21 protein-coding genes are annotated in these 17,309 nt (G+C 60.3%); 8 read left to right on the top strand and 13 right to left on the bottom strand.

Annotation, left to right across the window (positions count from 1 at the left end):
* Window positions 1–32 precede the first annotated feature (32 nt).
* Both Q4Q11_RS06055 and Q4Q11_RS06060 read right to left on the bottom strand, forming a co-directional pair.
* Window positions 33–836 carry an alpha/beta hydrolase family protein gene (locus Q4Q11_RS06055; protein ID WP_498568929.1) on the bottom strand — a complete coding sequence of 268 codons (804 nt, stop codon included), beginning with the start codon at window positions 834–836 and terminating at the stop codon, window positions 33–35.
* Window positions 837–1,110: 274 nt separating this feature from the next.
* A complete protein-coding gene (locus Q4Q11_RS06060; protein WP_498568930.1) occupies window positions 1,111–1,938 on the bottom strand; it encodes an AraC family transcriptional regulator in 828 nt (275 codons plus the stop codon).
* A gap of 147 nt (window positions 1,939–2,085) precedes the next feature.
* Here Q4Q11_RS06060 and yihA point away from each other — a divergent pair, with 147 nt between their 5' ends.
* A complete protein-coding gene (gene yihA / locus Q4Q11_RS06065) occupies window positions 2,086–2,745 on the top strand; it encodes a ribosome biogenesis GTP-binding protein YihA/YsxC (RefSeq protein ID WP_113214004.1) in 660 nt (219 codons plus the stop codon).
* 72 nt (window positions 2,746–2,817) lie between these two features.
* Here the strand turns inward: yihA and Q4Q11_RS06070 are convergent, their stop codons facing one another.
* From Q4Q11_RS06070 to Q4Q11_RS06080, 3 genes are all read right to left on the bottom strand, one after another.
* Window positions 2,818–3,375, bottom strand: coding sequence for a fasciclin domain-containing protein (locus Q4Q11_RS06070; RefSeq protein WP_498568931.1), 558 nt, complete (start codon window positions 3,373–3,375; stop codon window positions 2,818–2,820).
* A 108-nt stretch (window positions 3,376–3,483) separates the two neighbouring features.
* The gene (locus tag Q4Q11_RS06075; RefSeq protein ID WP_498568932.1) at window positions 3,484–4,197 is read right to left on the bottom strand and encodes an anti-sigma factor; all 714 of its coding nucleotides are present in this window, start codon (window positions 4,195–4,197) and stop codon (window positions 3,484–3,486) included.
* Entirely contained in the window at window positions 4,194–4,733 is a 540-nt protein-coding gene (locus tag Q4Q11_RS06080; RefSeq protein ID WP_113223035.1) for a sigma-70 family RNA polymerase sigma factor, read from the bottom strand. Before Q4Q11_RS06080 ends, Q4Q11_RS06075 begins: the two co-directional genes overlap by 4 nt.
* Before the next feature lie 179 nt (window positions 4,734–4,912).
* On the opposite strand from Q4Q11_RS06080, the gene argB reads away from it, so the two are divergent.
* On the top strand, window positions 4,913–5,800 hold the full coding sequence (gene argB / locus Q4Q11_RS06085; RefSeq protein WP_112506358.1) for an acetylglutamate kinase: 888 nt from the start codon (window positions 4,913–4,915) through the stop codon (window positions 5,798–5,800).
* A 67-nt stretch (window positions 5,801–5,867) separates the two neighbouring features.
* Here the strand turns inward: argB and Q4Q11_RS06090 are convergent, their stop codons facing one another.
* Window positions 5,868–6,638 (bottom strand): isocitrate lyase/PEP mutase family protein, encoded by a 771-nt coding sequence (locus Q4Q11_RS06090; protein ID WP_113223036.1) that lies wholly within the window; start codon window positions 6,636–6,638, stop codon window positions 5,868–5,870.
* A gap of 215 nt (window positions 6,639–6,853) precedes the next feature.
* On the opposite strand from Q4Q11_RS06090, the gene Q4Q11_RS06095 reads away from it, so the two are divergent.
* Together Q4Q11_RS06095 and Q4Q11_RS06100 are read left to right on the top strand one after the other, a co-directional pair.
* Window positions 6,854–7,558, top strand: a complete 705-nt coding sequence (locus Q4Q11_RS06095) for a pyrimidine 5'-nucleotidase (RefSeq protein WP_112506353.1) — start codon at window positions 6,854–6,856, stop codon at window positions 7,556–7,558.
* A 226-nt stretch (window positions 7,559–7,784) separates the two neighbouring features.
* Window positions 7,785–8,429, top strand: a complete 645-nt coding sequence (locus Q4Q11_RS06100) for a calcium-binding protein (RefSeq protein ID WP_113213954.1) — start codon at window positions 7,785–7,787, stop codon at window positions 8,427–8,429.
* Between the two features lie 72 nt (window positions 8,430–8,501).
* On the opposite strand, the gene Q4Q11_RS06105 is transcribed toward Q4Q11_RS06100, so the two are convergent.
* Complete coding sequence (locus tag Q4Q11_RS06105) at window positions 8,502–9,374, bottom strand: LOG family protein (RefSeq protein ID WP_498568933.1); 873 nt, start codon at window positions 9,372–9,374, stop codon at window positions 8,502–8,504.
* A 214-nt stretch (window positions 9,375–9,588) separates the two neighbouring features.
* Here Q4Q11_RS06105 and dapD point away from each other — a divergent pair, with 214 nt between their 5' ends.
* The 3 genes from dapD (at window position 9,589) to Q4Q11_RS06120 (ending at window position 12,385) form a co-directional block, all read left to right on the top strand.
* The gene (gene dapD / locus Q4Q11_RS06110) at window positions 9,589–10,446 is read left to right on the top strand and encodes a 2,3,4,5-tetrahydropyridine-2,6-dicarboxylate N-succinyltransferase (RefSeq protein WP_112506346.1); all 858 of its coding nucleotides are present in this window, start codon (window positions 9,589–9,591) and stop codon (window positions 10,444–10,446) included.
* Window positions 10,447–10,605: 159 nt separating this feature from the next.
* Window positions 10,606–11,799, top strand: coding sequence for a succinyl-diaminopimelate desuccinylase (dapE, locus tag Q4Q11_RS06115; protein WP_498568934.1), 1,194 nt, complete (start codon window positions 10,606–10,608; stop codon window positions 11,797–11,799).
* The gene (locus tag Q4Q11_RS06120; RefSeq protein WP_112506342.1) at window positions 11,786–12,385 is read left to right on the top strand and encodes a hypothetical protein; all 600 of its coding nucleotides are present in this window, start codon (window positions 11,786–11,788) and stop codon (window positions 12,383–12,385) included. Before dapE ends, Q4Q11_RS06120 begins: the two co-directional genes overlap by 14 nt.
* Window positions 12,386–12,394: 9 nt before the next feature.
* Here Q4Q11_RS06120 and arsC read toward each other — a convergent pair whose 3' ends face one another.
* The 6 genes from arsC to def all read right to left on the bottom strand — a co-directional run bounded on the left by arsC (window position 12,395) and on the right by def (window position 15,874).
* A complete protein-coding gene (gene arsC / locus Q4Q11_RS06125; RefSeq protein ID WP_113337065.1) occupies window positions 12,395–12,796 on the bottom strand; it encodes an arsenate reductase (glutaredoxin) in 402 nt (133 codons plus the stop codon).
* Window positions 12,774–13,580 carry a tRNA pseudouridine(38-40) synthase TruA gene (gene truA / locus Q4Q11_RS06130; protein WP_498568935.1) on the bottom strand — a complete coding sequence of 269 codons (807 nt, stop codon included), beginning with the start codon at window positions 13,578–13,580 and terminating at the stop codon, window positions 12,774–12,776. The genes arsC and truA overlap by 23 nt, the downstream gene beginning before the upstream one ends.
* A complete protein-coding gene (fmt, locus tag Q4Q11_RS06135; RefSeq protein ID WP_112506757.1) occupies window positions 13,580–14,527 on the bottom strand; it encodes a methionyl-tRNA formyltransferase in 948 nt (315 codons plus the stop codon). Before fmt ends, truA begins: the two co-directional genes overlap by 1 nt.
* 70 nt (window positions 14,528–14,597) lie before the next feature.
* Complete coding sequence (locus Q4Q11_RS06140) at window positions 14,598–15,017, bottom strand: type II toxin-antitoxin system VapC family toxin (protein ID WP_498568936.1); 420 nt, start codon at window positions 15,015–15,017, stop codon at window positions 14,598–14,600.
* 15 nt (window positions 15,018–15,032) lie between these two features.
* Window positions 15,033–15,281, bottom strand: coding sequence for a FitA-like ribbon-helix-helix domain-containing protein (locus tag Q4Q11_RS06145; protein ID WP_498568937.1), 249 nt, complete (start codon window positions 15,279–15,281; stop codon window positions 15,033–15,035).
* 77 nt (window positions 15,282–15,358) lie between these two features.
* Entirely contained in the window at window positions 15,359–15,874 is a 516-nt protein-coding gene (def, locus tag Q4Q11_RS06150) for a peptide deformylase (protein ID WP_112506331.1), read from the bottom strand.
* Window positions 15,875–16,060: 186 nt separating this feature from the next.
* On the opposite strand from def, the gene Q4Q11_RS06155 reads away from it, so the two are divergent.
* Window positions 16,061–17,239: a DNA recombination protein RmuC gene (locus Q4Q11_RS06155; protein ID WP_498568938.1), complete on the top strand. Its 1,179-nt coding sequence runs from the start codon at window positions 16,061–16,063 to the stop codon at window positions 17,237–17,239.
* Window positions 17,240–17,309 lie beyond the last annotated feature (70 nt).

A 17,309-nucleotide genomic window follows, 5' to 3' on the forward strand; every position in this document is an offset into this window, starting at 1 on the left:
ATGCGAACAGGGCCGGCGATCCAGCGATCTTCTCAGCTCTTGCGCTCAGATGCGAGGTTTCGCCGAAAGAATTCGAGGACGTCGGCATCGAGCAATCTGTGAAATGCGGCCCGATCAAACCCCGACTGATCCGTGCAGATTTCCGACTGCGACTTGGCCAGGCCGGGTGGGCATGGCGCCAGAAAGGCGAAATGGGCCGAACCGGGCACGACACGGAAATCCGGCTTGTCAGGCAGATTCACCGCCAGTGCCGCGACATTTTCCGGCAGCACGCCATCACCGCCATGTTCCGAACTCCAGAGCTGGATCGGTGCATTGACCGCCCTCAGGCTTTCCTTCTTCGAAAAGAAGCTCAGCGGATCGGCCAGGACGAAAGCTTTTATGCGCAGGTCACGGGCAAGTGGCTCGACGGGTATTTCGTTGCGGCGGATCTCGCCGCAGATCGGCGCGGGCTCCGGGCATGGCACGGTCGCATCATGAAGATCCGGGACCGCGCCCGCAAGCACGAGCCCCGTATAGCCGCCACGCGAAAAGCCGAAGAAGCCGATGCGGTCAGGATCGATCTTTTCCGACTGCTGCCAGTCACCCAGCAGGAAATCGATAAGCCGCTTGATGTCCTGTGGCCGCTGAAACATGATCGAAATATCGCCGGAGCGGCTGAGGTCGGAAAAATTATCGCCAGGATGGTTGAGCGCGACCACCAGAAAACCGGCATCGGCGAGCGTTTCCGCTACATCGTGATGATTGAGGGAGCCGCCGCCATGTCCGTGCGAGATGATGACCAGTGGCAGCCTGCTTCCGTCAATCGGACAATTGCGGACCGCGGGCATCGTCATCGGTCCAAGCTGCACGTCCCCGGGCTGCGTCGCGCAGGGCGACCAGACAAAGGCGCTCAGGGCCGGCTTGTCCGCACTTTCAGGGACCTTGATGGAAGCCAGACCGGCCGCTTGAGTTGACGAGGCAGCCAAGCCTATGGCGAAGAGAATTCCAATCTTCGTGAAATGAATTTTCTACTCCGGGAGCGAAATCAAGCAAGAGAAAGACAAGTGATACCGACCCGCCGGCCTTGATGGCCGGCATGGTAAAGTCGGGAGTCTGCATTCAGACGGCTCAGGCTGCCGTACGACGCAACGGGATCAGGAGATCGGTGGCTACTTCATGCTCCATCACCTTGGCGGGATGGTTAAGATAGGCTTCGATCACCGGGCGGTCGTCAGGCTCGTAGCCGCTCTGCGGCATCCAGCCGCCGAAGAGCGTCTGAAAGGTCGGAGAAATGAGGGTATACGACCCCATAAGACGATAGCAGGCATAGAGGCCACCGGGCAGATCACGCTGCTCCAGCCCTTCCGTCGCGGCATCATCCGGCGGCAGCACGACACCCGCGAAATACCAAAACCCCTCCCCCTGTTCGGGGTCGCCGGAACCGATGCCTACGCGGGTCATATCGTGCCAGCTGCAGCCGAATTCCGCCAGCCTTTGCGCGAGCCGGCGAAAAGTGTGCGGTATCGTTTGGGCCGGCCCTTCATGACTTAACCCAAAGACCTTTGCGGAGTCCCGGTCACTTACCTCAACGGCGGGTAGATTTGCGGTGATCGCCTGCTGCTGCAGCTGGAACGCTGACGGGGTAAAGCCGGTCATCCCGCGAAAGGCGCGGGCGAAGCTTTGCGAGCTGTCATAGCCCGCCTCAAGCGCCGCCTCGGTGACGGAGGCCGGGCTCGCGGCCAATTGATTGGCGGCCTGCGCAAGCCGTACCCGGCGGATCGTGGCGGCAACGCTTTCGCCTGTCATCGCCCGATAGAGCCTGTGAAAATGGAATGGCGAGAAGTGAGCGATCGCCGCCAGGCTTTCGACGGAATGAGGTGCCGTGGGATCGAGCATGATCGCTTCGATGACCCGGGCAATACGCCGACGATAATTCTGTTCTGTAGTGGTTTTCATGGGCGCGAGATCTAGCACGGCTTTGATGTATTGGCGGTGCAGCAATTGCGGATTTTACTCTCATGCTGCCGATTGACTGATCGAAACTTGACTTTCATGGGCAAAACCTTGAAGCCAAACCATCAGACCAAGCAAAAGACCGAGCAAATGGCAGACCAGACGACAAAAGACGACAAGCCGCTCTTCGGGCGACCGTGGATCTTCATCCGCGGCGTGCCGTCGATGAAGTTCCTGCCGCCGGAAGGGCCGCCGGAAATTGCCTTTGCCGGCCGCTCCAATGTCGGCAAGTCGTCGCTGATCAATGCTCTGGTCGGACATAAGGGGCTGGCGCGTACTTCGAATACGCCGGGACGAACGCAGGAGCTCAACTATTTCGTTCCCGATGGCTTTTCCGGCGAGGGCGACGATCTGCCACCAATGGCTCTGGTCGACATGCCCGGCTACGGCTACGCCGAAGCGCCGAAGGATCAGGTCGATGCCTGGACGAAACTGGTATTCGACTATCTGCGCGGGCGCACGACGCTGAAGCGCGTCTATGTGCTGATCGACAGCCGCCACGGCATCAAGAAGAACGACGCGGAGGTTCTGGACCTGCTCGACAAGGCCGCAGTTTCCTATCAGATCGTGCTCACCAAGACCGATAAGATCAAGGAAGCGGGCCTGCCGAAGCTCCTTGCCGACACTGCCGAAAAAATCCGCAAGCGCCCCGCCGCCTATCCCGGTATCCTCGCCACTTCCTCGGAAAAGGGCGTGGGCCTTCAGGAACTGCGCGAGGCCATCGGCCTGACAGCCGGCATTCAGGTCTGACACATGCCGGCAGAACGAGGCCGCCGTCCCTGATCCCGCATCAGGAGACGACGGCCGTATCGCTGTTGAGAATTACATCTTTGGCAGCAGCACCTTGTCGACGACATGGATCACGCCGTTCGACTGCTTGACATCGGCAATGGTGACGTGAGCCGTACCGCCCGCTTCGTCGGTGAGCGTCAGCTTGCCGCCCTTGTCCATGGTCTTTATCGTGCAGCCGCCAACCGTCTTCAGATCGTATTCGCCGCCTTTGCTCATTGCCCACTTCCTGAGTGCGGCAGCCATGTCATCGCCGGCCACGACATGGCAGGTCAGCACCTTGACCAGCTTCTCCTTATTCTCCGGCTTCAGCAGCGTTTCGACCGTGCCAGCCGGCAGCTGCTTGAAGGCCTCGTTCGTCGGTGCGAAGACGGTGAAAGGCCCTTTGCCTTCAAGCGTATCGACAAGGCCGGCCGCCTTGACGGCCGTAACAAGCGTCGTGTGATCCTTGGAATTCACGGCGTTCTGAACGATGTTCCTGCTGGCATACATCGCAGCACCACCCACCATCGGGTCCTTGGCATAGGCAAGGCCGGCTGCGGCTGACAACATTGCGGCAGAGGCAGCAATGCGAAATACGGTCCTGATCATAACGTCTCCTATTCCTCTTTGTTGCCCCGTCAGGCGGGGCCGGAAGGAGATACGGAGCACGCGGACAAAGAGTTTCGGCTGCGATTGCTTTTCGCGGGATGAAATTCGTCAGGGCAAGTGGATCGTGCCGGAGGCAACCACATCGCCTGTCGGCTTGCCGGTCGGCGAGCCGCCGAAGGGCTCGACGCTGACAGCAATGATCGCGCCCTCGGTCAACTTAGCGTGAAGCTCCGGCGGCAGGACGATTTCGCCATCGCCGGTCTGCGGCAGGACGCCAAGCGCTTCGGCCGGATCGCTGCCTCGAATCAGCCAGAGCTCCAGCGATTTTTCCTCGGGCTTGCCGGCCGCGACCGGCGTTATCTTCAGACGCCCGTTGGCGACGTCATAATTGGCGAGAAGATTGATCGGGCTATTCTGGCCGGAAAGGGAGGCGGTCAGCTGCTTGCCGACGGAAGACCTTAATGCACCCTCGTTCGTGATGGCGAAAACGAGGACGCCGACGGCCAGAAACAGCGAACCGAAGGCGACCGAACGCCAGAGCATGAGCGAATTCCAGAGATGTGCTCCGAGCGCGACCTCACCGAAAATCCGCTTTTCGATCTTCGGAAATACGGCGGCCGCGGGTGCCACCGCTTCATATTCCTCGTTGAATTCCGAGAGATTCTGCTCCCAGCGGCTGACGATGGCGGCAAACTGGCGGTCGCTGCGCATGCGGCGCTCGACCTTTTGCCGGTCCTCCAGTGAAAGCACGCCAAGCACATATTCTCCGGCCAGGACTTCGTCGCGGGAGCGGCCTCCCTTGCTTTGATCGGGCGTACTCATCGGTCCATGCACTCTCTCAGTCTGATCAGGCTTCGGCGCAGCCAGGTGCGCATAGTGTTCAGTGGCACCGCGTGCTGGTCGGCGAGCTCCTGGTAGCTCAAGCCCTCGACATAGGCGCTGCGAACCGCCCGCGCACGATCAGCTTCCAACTCTTCCATGCACCTGTCAATCCGCCTCCCCTCTCCCTTCACGATTGCTTGCTCTTCGGGGTCCGGTTCGAGGTCGGCGAGATCATAGGCGCTATCTATTTCGTCGGCTACGGGCTTGCGGGCGCGCACGAAATCGATGGCTCGATTGCGCGCGATCGCCGTCAGCCAGGGTATCGCCGGCCCTTCCGAAGCTGCAAACTGCTCCGCCCGCTGCCAAATCCTGACATAGACTTCCTGCAAAATCTCTTCCGCATCCGCTTTATTGCCGACGATACGCAAGCTAACGCCGAGGAGCTTCGAGCTGGTGCGTTTGTAGAGCACGGCAAACGCCTTTTGATCGCGCATCGCAACGCGACCGATCAGCGCTTCGATCTCTTCGTTCGCCATCCAAATCCTCGATTGCGACGCCATACCATCTTTAGAAGAAAACTCCTCCACGGCCAACGTGCCGGCAGCATCAATTTCGGCGACGCGAATATGACATAGTATCAACTAATCCCGACATCATTATTCCCTCTGTCAAAAACTTGAGATAAAAGGCCGCGAACAATTCCGAAGGGTGCACCATGTCCGAAGCCCACAGCGAACTCCAAGCCAACCTGCTCGCACAGGCGCTGCCCTACATGCAGCGTTACGAAAACAAGACGATCGTCGTGAAATACGGCGGCCATGCCATGGGCAACGTCGAACTCGGCAAGGCGTTCGCCGCCGATATCGCGCTGTTGAAGCAGTCGGGCGTCAACCCGATCGTCGTCCATGGTGGCGGCCCGCAGATCGGCGCCATGCTGACGAAGATGGGCATTGAATCGAAGTTCGAAGGCGGGCTGCGCGTTACCGACCAGAAGACGGTCGAAATCGTCGAAATGGTGCTTGCAGGCTCCATCAACAAGGAAATCGTGGCGCTGATCAACCAGACGGGCGAATGGGCGATCGGCCTTTGCGGCAAGGACGGCAACATGGTCTTCGCCGAAAAGGCGCACAAGACCATCAAGGACCCTGATTCCAACATCGAGCGCGTGCTCGATCTCGGCTTCGTCGGCGAGGTGGTCGAAGTGGACCGGACGCTGCTCGACCTGCTCGCCAAATCGGAGATGATCCCGGTCATCGCTCCGGTCGCTCCCGGCCGCGACGGCGCGACCTACAACATCAATGCCGACACCTTTGCCGGCGCCATCGCCGGTGCATTGAGCGCCACGCGCCTGCTCTTCCTGACGGATGTTCCCGGCGTGCTCGACAAGCAGGGCCAGCTCATCAAGGAATTGTCCGTGGCGCAGGCCCATGCGCTGATCGCCGACGGCACGATTTCCGGCGGCATGATCCCGAAGGTCGAGACCTGCATCGACGCCATTAAGGCCGGCGTTCAGGGCGTCGTCATCCTCAACGGCAAGACGGCCCATTCGGTTCTGCTCGAGATCTTCACCGAGCGCGGCGCCGGCACGCTGATCGTTCCGTAACGACCACGCTTGTTCAGCTCGATGCAGAGGCCCTCCGTAGTTCGATTGCGGAGCGCCTACGGCCCGATCACGACGGCCGATAGATTGCTTCGGCCTCGCTCTTCAGCATCCCCATGACGGAACGATAGGGTGCAGGGCCGTAGCTGATGCGGCTGACGCCAAGGCCAGCCATGGTCTCGTTATCAGGCGTTGCGGGGCGCACCATGATATTGACGGGCAATGGGGAGCGTTCGCACAGAGCCCCGATCAATTCGGCCTCGACGAGCCCCGGCGCGAAGAAGCCGCTGGCGCCTGCTTCGGCGAAGGCATCGGCACGGCGATAGGCGTCGTCAAGCAGGATCTGATGATGCGCGGTATCGCTTTCCTGCAGGAAAAGATCGGTACGGGCATTGATGAACAGCGGTATCTCGCGGCGATCAGCCATTTCCCGGATGGCGCGGATGCGCGCCGCCTGCACCTCAATGGGATGGACGCCCTGGCCGCCGATCACCTGATCCTCGAAATTGATGCCGATGGCGCCGTGATCCATGATCTTTTCGACATTGGCGGCAACCTCCTCGGGCTCGACGGCATAACCGCCCTCGAAATCGACCGACAGAGGCAATGGGCTCGTTACCGAAATCAGTTTGGCGGTAACAGCCAGCAGCGATAACGGAATTGCCTGGCCATCGCTGAAGCCGTTGGCGGCGGCGACCGACCAGCTTCCCGTTGCCAGCGCCTTCGCACCGGCTTCCGTAACGGCCTTGGCGGATCCCGCGTCCCAAATGTTGAAAAGGATCAGCGGCTCGCCCTTCTTGTGCAGCCGCGCGAATTCCTGCGCCTTTTCCACCTGACTCATCGCATCCCTCCGAAAAGCCCGGCCGGGCAATTTCCTCTCCACGACCCGAAAGAGCGTAAGCCCTTGCTCACAAGTGAAATAGAGTAAAACCCCGAAAATCAATAGTAAAATCATAGCGGGCATTGAGGTGGGCGGCAATCTCCCTAATATGATCCGCACGTTGCGGCATGAATATTTCCCTTCCCCTCCCGGGAGAGGGCGTGTCATAAGACGCCATGGACAAGACGAAAACACTATCCGACCCATCCGATTTCTCCCATATTCGCGATTGGGTATTCGATCTCGACAACACGCTCTATCCGCATCACGTCGATCTCTTCGCGCAGATCGATAAGAACATGACAGCCTATGTCGCTGCCCTGCTGCAGATGGAGCGCGAAGACGCCCGCAAACTGCAGAAGCAATATTACCTCGAACATGGCACGACCCTGCAGGGCCTGATGATCCACCACGGCATCGACCCCAACGATTTCCTGGAAAAGGCCCATGCGATCGATTATTCGGCGCTGACGCCGCAGCCGGAGCTGGCCGCCGCCATCAAGGCGCTTCCGGGGCGAAAGTTCATCTTCACCAACGGCAGCGTCAAGCACGCCCAGGCAACTGCCGGAGCGCTCGGCATCCTCGACGGCTTCGACGATATTTTCGATATCGTTGCGGCCGACTACGTGCCGAAGCCCGCCGGCACCACCTACGACAAATTCATGAGCCTGCATCGCGTGGACACGAACAGGGCCGTCATGTTCGAGGACCTGCCGCGCAATCTTACCGTACCCAAGGCGCTCGGCATGAAGACCGTGCTTCTCGTGCCTCAAAATCTCGAGACGACCGTAGTCGAGTGGTGGGAGCGCACGACGGGCGAGGACGATCATATCGACTATGTAACCGACGACCTCACCCATTTCCTCAAGGCATTGATTTAACCCTTCATTAGAGCCGGATGATTTTAGGTCCGACCGACCTAAAATCTGAATCCGCTCTAGAATCAAGGAAATAGAGCATGATGTCGTCCGAAAACCGCTCACACTTTTCGGCATCATGCTCTAGGATGGGGTTACGAAAGTTTCATCCGCGTTACAGAGGTTTAATTGGTCGTTTTCGACCGCCAGCCGTATCGTTTGACCATTCCTCGACACGAAAGGAAAAACGATGAACGGGAAAAAAATTCTTCTTGCAGGACTTTCCGCCGCCCTTCTGGTGGGCGCTGCCGCTCAGGCAAGCTTGGCTGCCCAAGGCGGCGAAGCAAGGGACGGTCACCATGGCGGACGTTGGCACGGACCGCACTTTTCACCGGAAATCGTCTATGTGCGGATGCTGAAGCAATTCGGCCAGCCCGGCGACACCAAGATCACCCGTGATGAAGTGAAGACCGGCGTCGACAAGATCTTCGACCAGATCGACACCAATCACGACGGCGAGATCACGCCCGGCGAGCTGCGCGCCTACCGCCAGGAACGCCTCAAGGAGTGGAAGGCCGAGCGCGCCAGGGCGGACGGCGACCAGAGCCAAAACAGCCAGGCTCCAGCCGATCAGTCCAAGGGGGATCAAGCTCAGGCCGACAATAACGGCGATAGCGGCCCGCGCCCGCGCCATCACAGGCCGCACGGACGCTTCATGCACGAAGCAGGCCTCATGCGAGGCATGATGCTGTTCCATCGCATCGACAAGGATGAGAACGGCCAGATCAGCAAGCAGGAAGCCGAAGACGCTGCCAGCAAGCTCTTCGACCGCATGGATCGCAACCATGACGGCGTGATCTCGCTGGACGACATGCCGAACCGGCCGCTGCTGTAAACCCGCCCGATCGAGCGATACTCCCTAGACCGAAGGCCCGCCCTCGCCCATGCGATGGCGGGCCTTTCGTCGTCAGTGCCCGTTATCGTGCTCGTAGAAATCCTGAACGATCTTCCATGCCTCGTCGGCGGTATCGACGAAGCTGATCAGGTTCACGTCGTCAGGAGCGATGGTGCCGAATTCGGCAAGCGCTTCGAAATTGATGATGCTGCGCCAGAACTTCTCACCGAAGAGAATGAGCGGCAGGCGCTCCATGCGGCCGGTCTGGATGAGCGTCAGGCATTCGAACAGCTCGTCCATTGTGCCGAAGCCGCCGGGGAACACCGCGATCGCCTTGGCGCGCACCATGAAGTGCATCTTGCGGATCGCGAAATAGTGGAAGTTGAAGCTGAGATCCGGCGTGACGTAAGCATTCGGCGCCTGCTCGTGCGGCAGCACGATGTTGAGGCCGATGGACGGTGCACCTTCTTCGGCCGCACCGCGATTGCCCGCCTCCATCACGCCCGGGCCGCCGCCGGTGACGATAACATACTCGCGGAAGTCGGACCCGGCGGAGTAGCGCGAGCAAAGCTGGGCGAACTTGCGTGCCTCCTCATAGTAGACCGATGCCGCTTCGAGATTGGCGCGCTGCACATCGTTGCGCGCGGCCCAGGCATTGGCACCGGGCGCTGGAATGCGCGCGCCGCCGAACATCACGACGGTCGATGTGATGCCGCGCTCGGTCAGATACATTTCGGTCTTCAGCAATTCCAGCTGCAGACGGATCGGCCGCAATTCCTCGCGGCAGAGGAAATCCTCGTCCGCATAGGCAAGGCGGTAGGAAGGCGACATCGATTGCGGCGTGCGCGGCACCGATTCGGCTCGCTGCTTGTCCGCCGAGCTCGTTTTCAAGGGGTCCCATACCCCATCCTTGCGCCTCAGCCTGCCGTTCTTCCCCTTGCTCATTTATTCATGCCTTTCGAATAGATCATGACGAGCCGTTCCCGCCAATGGACAGAAATGGCCAAGCTCTTGCATATGCCCCTGCGACGCCTTGATTCCAAGCTTAATCGGCGCGGAAAAGACATTCCATTTTCGAACTCCATGCTATAGGACCAATCGACCGTTTCCGGACCATTTCCGGAAAACACGATAGGCACTGACGTTTTAAGGAATTCCCATGAGCGCTAACGATCTCGCCTCCCTCGAAAAGTCCATCGAGGCTGCCTTTGACAATCGCGACAATGTGAACACGTCAACGCGCGGCGAGGTCCGCGACGCTGTCGAAGCGGCGCTCAATCTTCTCGACAGCGGCAAGGTTCGTGTGGCCGAGCGTGGTGCGGACGGCAACTGGACGGTCAATCAGTGGCTCAAGAAAGCGGTTCTGCTCTCCTTCCGCCTGAACGACATGAAGATCGTCGAAGGCGGCCCGGGCAACGCCACCTGGTGGGACAAGGTTCCCTCGAAATTCGAAGGCTGGGGCGAAAACCGCTTCCGCGAAGCCGGCTTCCGCGCCGTGCCAAACGCCGTCGTGCGTCACTCCGCCTATATCGCGCCGAACGCCATCCTGATGCCGTCCTTCGTTAATCTCGGCGCCTATGTCGGCGAGGGCACCATGGTCGATACCTGGGCGACGGTCGGCTCCTGCGCCCAGATCGGCAAGCATGTGCATCTTTCCGGCGGCGTCGGCATCGGCGGCGTGCTGGAGCCGATGCAAGCCGGCCCGACGATCATCGAAGACAATTGCTTCATCGGCGCCCGCTCCGAAGTCGTCGAAGGCTGCATCATCCGCGAAGGTTCCGTGCTCGGCATGGGCGTCTTCATCGGCAAATCCACCAAGATCGTCGATCGCGCCACCGGCGAGATCACCTATGGCGAGGTTCCGCCATACTCGGTCGTCGTCGCCGGCGCGCTGCCGAGCGGCAACACCATGGCGAACGGCCAGCCGGCCCCGAGCCTCTATTGCGCCGTCATCGTCAAGCGCGTCGACGAAAAGACCCGCTCGAAGACCGGCATCAACGAGCTGCTGCGCGACTGATTTCGCAAAAATTCGGAAGCGCGGGCGCCATACCGCGCTTCCCTCATGCTTGCCGGGTGAGCACGCCTGTGCGATTGCTGGAATCGCTGCAAAGATTTTCGACTCATCGCCGATCCTTTGCCATCGCTTTGCCATTTCCCGCCGGATAAGTTGCCTCCGATGACCGTTACCGATCCCGTCACCAATCTGCAGACCCTCATTCGCTGCGCTTCCGTCACGCCGGCCGAGGGCGGTGCGCTGACTGCGCTTGCCGATATGCTGGCACCGCTTGGCTTCAAGGTCGAGCGCATGACGGCGAGCGAACCCGGAACGCCCGATATCGAAAACCTCTATGCACGTCTTGGCACGCATGGGCCGCATCTGATGTTTGCCGGCCATACGGATGTCGTACCGGTCGGCGACGCCGCGTCCTGGAGCCATCCGCCCTTTGCCGCCGAAATCGCCGATGGCGAGCTTTTCGGCCGGGGCGCGGTCGACATGAAAGGCGGCATTGCCTGCTTCGTAGCGGCAGTCGCGCGGCACATCGAAAAGCACGGCAAGCCGGCCGGTTCGATTTCCTTCCTGATCACCGGCGACGAGGAAGGACCGGCAATCAACGGCACGGTCAAGCTGCTGCAATGGGCGGCGGAGCGCGGCGAGAGATGGGACGCATCGCTCGTCGGCGAACCGACCAACCCCGACCGCCTCGGCGACATGATCAAGATCGGCCGCCGCGGTTCGCTCTCCGGCTTCATCACCGCCCATGGCGTCCAAGGCCATGCCGCCTATCCACACCTCGCCGACAATCCGGTGCGCAGCATCGTCAAGCTGACGGAAGCGCTGCTCGACCCTCCTTTCGACGCCGGCACCGACAATTTCCAGCCGTCGAACCTCGAAGTGACGACCGTCGATGTCGGCAATGCCGCTACCAACGTCATTCCCGCCAAGGCGGCCGCTGCCTTCAACATCCGCTTCAACGACACCTGGACGGCCGATACGCTGAAGGCCGAAATCCTGGCGCGCCTGGATGCGGCGGCAGCCGACCAGTCGCTGCGCCCTGGGCGCCCGCCCGCAAAATACGACATCGTCTGGTCGGAGCGTCCGAGCCAGGTATTCCTGACGCGCAACAATGCGCTGATCGCCTCACTTTCCTCCGCCATCGAGAGCGTCACCGGCCAAAGGCCGGCGCTGTCGACCACCGGCGGCACGTCTGATGCCCGCTTCATCAAGGACTACTGCCCGGTCGTCGAATTCGGGCTTGTTGGCCAGACCATGCATATGGTCGACGAGCGCGTAGCGCTCTCCGATCTCGAAACGCTGACCGGGATCTACCAGACCTTCATCCAGCGCTGGTTCGAGAATGCCCAACTTTAGGGAAGTCCAATATTACCTGTCCGGCCTCTGGCTGCTGATACGCATGGACGCGCGCGGCTTCCAGTATCTGGATATTTCGGACCGCGGCATGCTGCGCTCCTTCTGGGCGATTTTGTGGAGCCTGCCGTCGATTGGCATTTTCTGGCTGCGGTGGCAGCAGGCCTATCTGACCGCCATGCCGCCCGAAACATCGACCGGCCTGGCGTTTTTCCTAAGGCTGGCGCTGGTCGAAGCCGCGAATTGGCTGATCCCGCCCATATTCGTCGGCGTGCTGCTCCTGGCCTTCCGCTTCGGCGACAAATTCGCGCCGATCGTCGTTACCGCAAATTGGCTTTTCGTGCCCGCAAACTATCTGAACGCACTCCTCGTTGCGATGACCGTCTTTATTCCCGGCTCAAAGGAGTTGGCGGCGCTTCTATCCCTGGCGCTGACCATGGCCATCATCTTTTCGCTGGCGCGCATCCTGAGGATGATCTGCGGTACACATCCGCTTTTTGTCGGCACGCTGACGCTGATGCTGCTCATTCCAAACCTGCTGCTGACGGATTTCCTGCAGCGCTTCCTCGGCGTCTATCCGCCGGGCTGAGACCTGCTCCTAACGAACCACGACCTCGCCATCTTCCTTGGTAAAGGGACCGATGTCCGGATTCGGCAAGATATCGAGCACGAGTTCGGAGGGGCGGCAGAGGCGCACGCCCTTTTCCGTGACCACGATCGGACGATTGATCAGGATCGGGTGCTCGATCATCCGATCAAGCAGCTGATCGTCGGCGAGGTCCGGATTGCCAAGACCGAGTTCGTCATAGGGCGTTCCCTTCTGGCGGAGAAGATCGCGCGCCGTCAGGCCCATGGCGGCTATGAGTTCCGCCAACCGTTCGCGGCTCGGCGGTGTCTTCAGATACTCGATGACAATGGGTTCCTCGCCCGATTGGCGGATCATCGCCAGCGTGTTGCGCGACGTGCCGCAAGCGGGATTATGATAGATCGTCACCGTCATCGATATTCTCCTCTTCGCCGCCGGCCAAACCGGCACCGTCACGATAATCCACCTGCATGAAATAGAGCCCATCCGGCGGCGCGACAGGGCCGCAGGCCTTGCGATCCTTGGCCTCGAGCACCGCGCGCACGTCGTCGGGCGTCCATTTGCCCTCGCCGGCAAGCTTCAGCGTACCGGCGAAGGAGCGGATCTGATTGTGCAGAAAGCTTTGCGCCGTGGCCCGGATCTCGATCAGCTCGCCGCTGCGCGTCACGTCCAGCCGGTCGAGCGTGCGCACCGGACTATTCGCCTGGCAATGCGCCGAGCGGAAGGTAGTGAAATCATGCCGTCCCACAAGGGTCTGCGCCGCGGCATGCATGACTTCGTGATCCATATCCTTAGGCACCCACCAGGCGCGTCCGGCTTCCAATGCAAGCGGCGCACGGCGGGCGATGATGCGATAGAGATAGTGGCGGCGGATGGCCGAAAAGCGCGCGTCGAAGCTCGCATCGACTTCAGTGACATCGAGAATGGCGACGCGCTCTCCGGCGAGCCTCAAATGGGCATTGAGCGCGTTTCGGAGCGTATAGACCTTCCACTCTTTGGAGAGATCCGCATGCATGACCTGCCCCACGGCATGCACGCCGGAATCGGTGCGTCCCGCCCCGCGGATCGAAACGGTTTCGCCCGTCAAAGACAGGATGGCGCCTTCGATCGCGCCCTGCACGGAGGGGCCGTTTTCCTGGCGCTGCCAGCCGACATAGGGGATGCCGTCATATTCGACGGTCATTTTGTAACGCGGCATCAATCCTGCTCCGAGGCAAGTACGGTGCCCGGCGCGATCGGCGTGCCGCGCAGGAAATCGGCCGCCCCCAACGGCTTGCCGCCGGCCTTCTGCAGCTTCGTGAGCCTGACGGCGCCGGAGGCGCACGCAATGACGAGATCATCCGTCAGCACATGGCCGGGCGCTCCATTGCCCTCGGCCAATTCCGAACCCAGCACCTTGATGCGCTCCGGACGGCCGGCGATTTCGGCTTCGAACCAGGCGCCAGGAAAAGGTGACAGGCCGCGAATGTGATTGTGAATGTCCGCTGCGGGCTTGCCGAAATCGAGACGCGTTTCGCCCTTGTCGATCTTGGCGGCATAGACAACGCCCTCGGATGGCTGTGCGGTCAGCGGCAGTTCGTCATACTCCAGCTTGTTCATCGCCTCGGCCATGGCTTTCGCACCCACCAGCATCAGCCTGTCATGGAGCTCGCCTGCGGTCATGGTCCCGCCGATCTCAACCTCGCGCGTCAGCGCGACCGGGCCGGTATCGAGCCCCTTGTCCATCTTCATCACCATCATGCCAGTCTTGGCGTCGCCGGCCATGATCGCACGCTGGATTGGGGCAGCACCGCGCCAGCGCGGCAGCAGCGAGGCATGGCCGTTGTAGCAGCCAAGGCGCGTGCCCGTGAGGATCGCTTCCGGCAGCAGGAGGCCATAGGCGACGACGACGGCGACATCGGCTTGCAGATCGCGAAAGCGCTGGCGTTCGTCGGGATCCTTGAAGTTGACGGGCGTGAAAACCGGCAGGCCCAGCAATTCGGCCGCCTGATGTACGGGAGATTTCTGCAGATCCAACCCTCTCCGACCGCCTGGCCGCGGCGGCTGCGTATAAACGGCACGAATCTTGTGCCCGGCATCGATCAGGGACCGTAATGTCGGTACGGAGAATTCGGGCGTTCCCATGAAAATGATGTTGAGCGACATGCGATCCATCCGGCTAAGATATCAGATTTGGAATGACCCAGCAGCGGCTGCACATGCCATCGGTCAAGCGCTAGCCGCTTTCAAACGGGTTTATGAGCTTGAGATCAAGCCCTTCGAAGTCTTTTGTGTTCCGCGTCGCCAATGTCGCACCGTTCGCAAGGCAGATGGCCGCGATCATCGCATCCTTCGTTTCCATCCTTCGTCCGACCTTGTGACGGCGAGCGGAGATAATTCCGTATTGATGGGCTGCGTTGCTCGAAAATCCCAGAACACGACCGGAAAATTCCGTCTCTATCGCCTCCAGCTCCGCAAGCAACGCCATTTTACGCCGACCGTCGGCCAACAGTTCCAGCCCGAAACGGACCTCGCCGACTGTGATAGCGGTTAAGAAGACGGCCTCGGCAGCGAAGCCATCAAGCCAGGACAATATGTGCTCGCTATATAGTCGCCCTTGCAATTCGGATACGACATTTGTGTCCAGAACGATCATTCGCCAGCCACAGGACTATTCGAAATGGGGCGGATCGCGATCCGGTACATTCCGAAAGGCGTTGATCGCCTCAATTTCTTCTTCGCTGAGCTTCTCCGCGCCGAGAACAGCCCTCAACCGCTGACCCGCCGACTTACTTCCATCCTGCAAGCGTCCAAGCGATTGACGCAGCAGAGCGATTGCTTCATCCGAGAGGCTACGGCCATGCTTACTGGCATTTGCCTGCAATTGTTTCTTCAAGCTGTCGTCGATGCCGCGCAGCAACAGATCACTCATACGGGCCTCCCTTTGATATCAATGATATCATAGGCGCTTCAGGCCAATCTTTCAACGGCTGGGAATCAGAGAACCTTGGCCTTGGCCGCTTTGGTGAACTTCTTGATCACCATCTCCCGCTTCAGGCGCGAGATATGGTCGATGAACAGCACGCCGTTCAGGTGATCGATCTCGTGCTGTACGCAGGTCGCCAGCAGGCCATCAGCCTCCGTGAACTGCTCCTTGCCATTGCGGTCCAGGTGCTTGACCGTGACGCGCGCGGGGCGCTCCACTTCGGCATAATAATCCGGAATGGAAAGGCAGCCTTCCTCATAGACCGAACGCTCGTCCGAAGACGCGACGATCTCCGGGTTGATGAAAACGAGCGGCTTTTTCTCTTCGCCTTCGCGAGCAACGTCGATGACCAGGAGACGGCGAGGAACGCCGATCTGTATAGCGGCAAGGCCGATGCCCGGCGCGTCATACATGGTTTCCAGCATGTCGTCGGCGAGGCGCTGAATTTCGGTATCGATCTGCTCGACGGACTTGGAGGCCTGGCGGAGCAGCGGATCGGGCAAAATGATGAGTGGCTTGATCGTCATGACGTTTCCCATAACGCATCTTGTTGTGCGATGGAATCGCCAAGATGGCGGTGAAGCGGTGTTTTTTCAACGGTCGCCATTCAGATCCGCATAACCGGTTCGGAAATTCTGTTCACGTTTTGATCTGGATATTCGTATCAAACTTGCTATGGTGTCGATGAGAACGTCATCAGCGCGCCAGGTTTCATGTCTTTCATCCTCTTCGGCCAAGCCATTTCCGCGGTCCAGGTTCTGACCGGCCTCGTCGTCCTGCTTGCGATCGCGGTGATCGTCCTTTTCGCCCGCGGCAGAGCACGGGCGGAAGATGACGCACTCGACGCCGAGCACACGATGGCCGCACTGCTGCGGTCGCAGGCGGAGATGCAGGGACGGCTTGCCACAATGGCAGAAGTCTTCGGCTCCAGGCAGGCCGAGCTCAATCAGGCCATCGGCCAGCGCCTGGACGGCATGTCGCAACAGGTGACGGCGACGATCGGCGAGCAGACGCGCTCGACGCACGAAAATCTGCGCCGCCTGCAGGAAAGGCTCGCCGTCATCGACGCCGCGCAAACCAATATCCAGACGCTCGCCAAGGATGTCGTCGGCCTTCAGGCCATCCTTTCGAACAAGCAGACGCGCGGCGCCTTCGGCCAGGCGCGTATGGAAACCATCATCGCCGATGGGCTGCCGATGGGTGCCTATGCATTCCAGGCAACGCTTTCCAACGGCTCGCGGCCTGACTGTACCGTGCGAATGCCGAACGGCACGCCACCGCTTGTCATCGATGCCAAGTTTCCGCTAGAGGCCTGGAATGCCATTCGCGCTGCGGCCAGTCCCGAACAGGGCAAGATCGCCGCACAACAGTTCCGCCGGGACCTCGAACTGCATATCCGCGATATTTCGGAAAAATATCTGATCCCCGGCGAGACGCAGGATACGGCTTTCCTCTTCGTGCCGTCCGAGTCGATCTTCGCCGAGATCCACGAGAATTTCGAGGCGATCGTGCAGAAGGCCCAGCGCGCCCGTATCGTCATCGTCTCGCCTTCGCTGCTCATGCTGTCGATCCAGGTCATCCAAGCTGTCCTGAAGGACCAGCGTATGCGCGAGCAGGCCCATGTGATCCAAAGTGAAGTGGCTCATCTGATGGACGACCTGTCACGCCTGGACGAACGGGTGCGAAAGCTGCAGGGTCATTTCGCCGTGGCGCAGAAGGATGTCGACATGATCGTCACCTCGGCCGACAAGCTCGCAAGGCGCGGCGAACGGATAGAAGCACTGGAATTCGAGGCGGCGAAAGAGCCTGTCAAGGCGCGGCCGGAAGAACGGCCCAAGCCTGTCGACAACCGCACGAGCCAACTCAAGCTCAGGGTAGTTGACGAAGACTGATCGCTTCGGCAGTGTCGCGCCCAATCGGCGCATGATCCGCAAAGACATAAGACGGTAGGATCATGCGAGA

The organism is Rhizobium sp. UFLA01-1127 (genome assembly GCF_059803845.1).

Excerpts from the sequence above, each read along its gene's own strand:
- Q4Q11_RS06055 (WP_498568929.1), bottom strand. The coding sequence starts at position 836 with ATGACGATGCCCGCGGTCCGCAATTGTCCGATTGACGGAAGCAGGCTG.
- Q4Q11_RS06060 (WP_498568930.1), bottom strand. The coding sequence starts at position 1,938 with ATGAAAACCACTACAGAACAGAATTATCGTCGGCGTATTGCCCGGGTC.
- yihA (WP_113214004.1), top strand. The coding sequence starts at position 2,086 with ATGGCAGACCAGACGACAAAAGACGACAAGCCGCTCTTCGGGCGACCG.
- Q4Q11_RS06070 (WP_498568931.1), bottom strand. The coding sequence starts at position 3,375 with ATGATCAGGACCGTATTTCGCATTGCTGCCTCTGCCGCAATGTTGTCA.
- Q4Q11_RS06075 (WP_498568932.1), bottom strand. The coding sequence starts at position 4,197 with ATGAGTACGCCCGATCAAAGCAAGGGAGGCCGCTCCCGCGACGAAGTC.
- Q4Q11_RS06080 (WP_113223035.1), bottom strand. The coding sequence starts at position 4,733 with ATGGCGAACGAAGAGATCGAAGCGCTGATCGGTCGCGTTGCGATGCGC.
- argB (WP_112506358.1), top strand. The coding sequence starts at position 4,913 with ATGTCCGAAGCCCACAGCGAACTCCAAGCCAACCTGCTCGCACAGGCG.
- Q4Q11_RS06090 (WP_113223036.1), bottom strand. The coding sequence starts at position 6,638 with ATGAGTCAGGTGGAAAAGGCGCAGGAATTCGCGCGGCTGCACAAGAAG.
- Q4Q11_RS06095 (WP_112506353.1), top strand. The coding sequence starts at position 6,854 with ATGGACAAGACGAAAACACTATCCGACCCATCCGATTTCTCCCATATT.
- Q4Q11_RS06100 (WP_113213954.1), top strand. The coding sequence starts at position 7,785 with ATGAACGGGAAAAAAATTCTTCTTGCAGGACTTTCCGCCGCCCTTCTG.
- Q4Q11_RS06105 (WP_498568933.1), bottom strand. The coding sequence starts at position 9,374 with ATGAGCAAGGGGAAGAACGGCAGGCTGAGGCGCAAGGATGGGGTATGG.
- dapD (WP_112506346.1), top strand. The coding sequence starts at position 9,589 with ATGAGCGCTAACGATCTCGCCTCCCTCGAAAAGTCCATCGAGGCTGCC.
- dapE (WP_498568934.1), top strand. The coding sequence starts at position 10,606 with ATGACCGTTACCGATCCCGTCACCAATCTGCAGACCCTCATTCGCTGC.
- Q4Q11_RS06120 (WP_112506342.1), top strand. The coding sequence starts at position 11,786 with ATGCCCAACTTTAGGGAAGTCCAATATTACCTGTCCGGCCTCTGGCTG.
- arsC (WP_113337065.1), bottom strand. The coding sequence starts at position 12,796 with ATGACGGTGACGATCTATCATAATCCCGCTTGCGGCACGTCGCGCAAC.
- truA (WP_498568935.1), bottom strand. The coding sequence starts at position 13,580 with ATGCCGCGTTACAAAATGACCGTCGAATATGACGGCATCCCCTATGTC.
- fmt (WP_112506757.1), bottom strand. The coding sequence starts at position 14,527 with ATGTCGCTCAACATCATTTTCATGGGAACGCCCGAATTCTCCGTACCG.
- Q4Q11_RS06140 (WP_498568936.1), bottom strand. The coding sequence starts at position 15,017 with ATGATCGTTCTGGACACAAATGTCGTATCCGAATTGCAAGGGCGACTA.
- def (WP_112506331.1), bottom strand. The coding sequence starts at position 15,874 with ATGACGATCAAGCCACTCATCATTTTGCCCGATCCGCTGCTCCGCCAG.
- Q4Q11_RS06155 (WP_498568938.1), top strand. The coding sequence starts at position 16,061 with ATGTCTTTCATCCTCTTCGGCCAAGCCATTTCCGCGGTCCAGGTTCTG.